The 3,118-nt window shown below is 34.7% G+C and carries 4 protein-coding genes and 1 pseudogene; all 5 read right to left on the reverse strand.

The features are described 5' to 3' along the window. A complete protein-coding gene (locus tag N4T77_RS19980; RefSeq protein ID WP_261673621.1) occupies positions 1-1,167 on the reverse strand; it encodes a hypothetical protein in 1,167 nt (388 codons plus the stop codon). A gap of 105 nt (positions 1,168-1,272) precedes the next feature. Continuing rightward, complete coding sequence (locus N4T77_RS19985) at positions 1,273-1,401, reverse strand: hypothetical protein (RefSeq protein WP_261673622.1); 129 nt, start codon at positions 1,399-1,401, stop codon at positions 1,273-1,275. Continuing rightward, positions 1,401-1,778, reverse strand: coding sequence for a hypothetical protein (locus N4T77_RS19990; protein ID WP_261673623.1), 378 nt, complete (start codon positions 1,776-1,778; stop codon positions 1,401-1,403). The genes N4T77_RS19985 and N4T77_RS19990 overlap by 1 nt, the downstream gene beginning before the upstream one ends. A gap of 17 nt (positions 1,779-1,795) precedes the next feature. Beyond that, entirely contained in the window at positions 1,796-2,848 is a 1,053-nt protein-coding gene (locus N4T77_RS19995; RefSeq protein WP_261673624.1) for a hypothetical protein, read from the reverse strand. Continuing rightward, positions 2,848-3,118, reverse strand: a pseudogene (locus N4T77_RS20000) (hypothetical protein); the annotation flags it as partial. The gene N4T77_RS19995 and the pseudogene N4T77_RS20000, both read right to left, overlap by 1 nt.

The following is a 3,118-nucleotide window of genomic DNA, read 5'->3' on the forward strand; positions in this document are numbered from 1 at the left end:
CTAAGGTTTCAAGTGCGACTTATTATTTTTTTCACCTTTTTTTAAAAGCTTTTTGTAATCATTAAGAAAAAAATCTGGTTTCCATTGTCCAATTCTAAATTTATCAAGTAAAAAGGAGTCTATTGCTGATATCCCTATACCTACAGAAGGATCTATGCCAGAAATCATACCTACTGCACTGGTAGTCACAAATCTTACTATTTTTGACGGTAACTTTTCTAACAATCCCTTCTCTTTAAAAGTATCAATATAAGCAGAAATGACATCATTATTATCCTTTTCACTTAAAGTAATATATGCATGTGAATGAAGCCATTTCCTAAATTCTACACAGTTCTTTTTTTCTCTCATCTCAAGAATGTCTTTAGGTGTTATTAACCCATTCTCAACCGCTTCAACTATGTCAGGAATTTTCAGTACTTTTGTTAATTTAGAAAACTCTTCATTAATATCTACATTTATGCCCATTTGATTTGTCGATGAGGATATTTTCTCTTTAATTGTATCAACCAATACATCCTCAGCGAATATATTCTTTGCATTTAATGCTTGTGCATAATAAATTCTTTTGTATGTTTCCAAGTGATTGTTAAAAAAACTAACATCTTGTGGATATATATATCTTAGTTTCTTAGTTGTTAACCTATGCTTTTCAATAAAAGTTTTATCAGAGATATCTCCAATAATCTCTTTTTCAACTTTTTTAAAAAAATCATCTGTTTTTAAGTTTACACTACTTCTATATAGCATCTCGGAGATATCTTTATAATCACTATAATTACCTCTAAAAGACTGTAATAAATAGTTAATATCATTTGCGTTTGAGAAAGTTCCTTTCCTAAATTCCCCACCTGCCAAGGTATATAAAACTCCATTTTGCTGACAGCCTATAAACTTATCTTCACCATTGATTGTTCTTATCAAGCCGTTTTCAGCAACATATTCGGCATTATTTCTGCCATTAAAAAAATGAATAACAACAGGCAATTCCCAAGCGTGAATATAAACGGAATCATATAACATAATAGATTGCAATAGATTACCTTTGACATTTTTATTTGTTGACTCACAAGTATTTTCATAGTTTACTTTAAGGTTTAAATCTTTATCTTTAAATGTAGTCCTAAAATAAAAAACATCCGGGTAGTATAAGCTATAGTTATCCAAATTAAACACCTCTAATTTAAATCTTATAACTTATACTAACACTATTTACATATAATTTAAATTGACTTGTTTTTGAGTAAATATATTTTCTGGTGTTTACGTTTTCTACTGTGTAATATAATTAAATTCCTCTTCTGTAATTACACCATCACTCTTTAAACTAGTTACTTTTTCAAGTGTGATTCCTTTTGCTAAATATTTTCGTCTTAGTGCCTCTACAAACGGTGAAAACATTATAATAGCCCCCTTTCAATCATATCTGACATTAAGTTATCTTGACCTTTTACTACTTCTGTATTGATTAAAACATCTATCCTATTAGTAGGCATGTTATGAAAATTGTTTTCTTCTTCCTGCATTGCCTTATAAACTTCACCTGTAACTCTTAATTGACCATTATTGTCAGGATCTTCAGTTAGCAAATTTATACCTTGTAAATCATCACGCAATATTATTAATGCTGGTGTTTCTCTTATTTTATACATTTCTCTAATGTCCATAAAGTCAACTATTTGAATATCTTCTACTAAACTTGACAATTCTTCTTTTACCCTCGCTATTATTTTAACCTCTTTAGAATCATAAGGATTATATGCATAAATTACTCGCATTACTATACCTCCTAAATTTAAACTTTCTGTATTAATATGGAACCAGTAGCTCCTGATTGGCCTGAAGCACCCGCATATGTCCAATTAGCTCCATTTGGAGTGTCATATCTGGCACCATAACCACCTGAACCACCCGAACCACCACTTACGTTTAATGTGCCTGAATTGCTATAAGCTACATGATAATATAGTGCAATAACACCCCCACCAGCACCACCGCCTCCACAACCACCATATGATGTATAGGCGCTACTGCCAGAAGTGCAGCGTGATCCTCCACCAGCACCACCAGCACCACCTCTACAGTATATACTACCTAAGTTACCAATAGTAATATTACTTTTTGCGATAATTATTACAGCGCCACCACCAAATGAAGTCCCTGGCTGTCCGTCTTCCGCTTTTGACGTAACTCCACCAAAAGTGTCTATAATAGAGCCGCCACCGCCACCTCCGCTACCTAAAAGTGAACTACCGCCAACACCTATTGAATAAATACTAGGTGAACCTCCTCCGTTGCCACCTGCTCCTTGTGAGCCTGATCCACCCAAAGCACTTGAATCTGTAGGTATATTACCACCTGATGCACCTTTAGCCGAGTTATTATTACCAGTAATACTTCCACCAGCGCCACCTCCGCCACCAGTGCCTCCAAATGGATAACCATAACCATATCCTTTTCCACCACTAGCAGTGTAATACAATTCTCCGCCATTGCCCCCAGCACCCCCTAAAGGTACTTCATATTTAGAGTTTATACCTAGTGCTACAACATATCTACCTAATGTAAAAGGGTTTACTACAGCTGATTTATGATCCATGTTTATTAAACCGTTTATCACTACATCTCCAGTGCAATAAATTACCAAACCTCGACACCTTTTATCGACGGTTAGAGTGTGTCCTGCATTTAGTGTAAAGGAGCTATACTGTTTTACTATTGTAGATACATCTTGCGTAGGTACTGCAAATGTGATATTACCTGAGCTATTAAACACTCCATCACTACCATCTCCATAGGTAGTATCTTTTTTACCAGCCCCAATGCCATGTGCTCTTAGAATATCCATTATTGCATCACCTCACTTGTCATATTTCCGTTACCGTCATAGCTTAGATTGTAAACTACTGTTTTTGTTACAGTCGTTCCACCTTGTTCATAGTATGTTTCTGTTCTAGTTGTGTATTGTGGGCTAGTGCCACCTGATAACACAGATTTTAATATAAGCGTCCCGTCTTTTCTTTTTAGGTCAACTTCAGTAGCTATACCGTTGCTATCAATGTTTAGTTTATAAGTAGAGTAGGTCACAGTATCATTTACATGATTCGAAAAATCAGCC

The sequence above is a fragment of the Clostridium sp. CX1 genome (assembly GCF_025398335.1).
GTDB classification, from domain to species: domain Bacteria; phylum Bacillota; class Clostridia; order Clostridiales; family Clostridiaceae; genus Clostridium_AM; species Clostridium_AM tanneri.